This is a genomic window from Vibrio sp. D173a, from assembly GCF_030248475.1.
Genome location: NZ_JAHGAH010001569.1, coordinates 1 through 527, shown reverse-complemented (window position 1 = coordinate 527; position 527 = coordinate 1). Strand labels below are relative to the sequence as shown.

The following is a 527-nucleotide window of genomic DNA, read 5'->3' as shown; positions in this document are numbered from 1 at the left end:
GCTGAACCTTCTTCAGCCTATCTACAAGCAAACTGCAGCTTACGGCCACTTTGGTCGTGAAGAGTTCCCTTGGGAAGCAACGGACAAAGCAGCAATCCTTGCAGACTTCGCTGGCCTAAAATAATTTAGTCGCCACAAAAGCTCTCTTTAAAGCCCTTACTCTTTAGTAAGGGCTTTATTTTTTATATAGTTAACCAATCTTATCCCCTTTTTCTCATCTCACTCCCTTGCTACGCAACGCGTAAAAACACATCAGATAATTTGTGTTTTTTGATAGTAGTGACAATAGTTAAAGTACTCCTAGGCGATCAAGCTCACATTTGGTGCAACAACTGGTTAGGTTACACCCCATTAGGAAACACGAGACAACTCTCTAGGACATGCTATTTCAATAACAACTCAACCAAGACGACTCGCTGCCAGCCGCTGTGAGAACCAACGAGGTTGAATCTAGGACGTTATTTTAACTAAGGGGAAGTTATGCCTCGTACCGCAAATCCATCCGATTTTAAAAAAGACAAACATAG

At 42.1% G+C, this 527-nt stretch carries 1 protein-coding gene; it reads left to right on the top strand.

Annotation, left to right across the window (positions count from 1 at the left end; all coding sequences use genetic code 11):
- Positions 1–124 (top strand): methionine adenosyltransferase domain-containing protein (locus tag KIV40_RS34800; protein ID WP_285354023.1); only part of this gene is annotated, 124 nt, incomplete at its 5' end.
- Between the last annotated feature and the right edge of the window lie 403 nt (positions 125–527).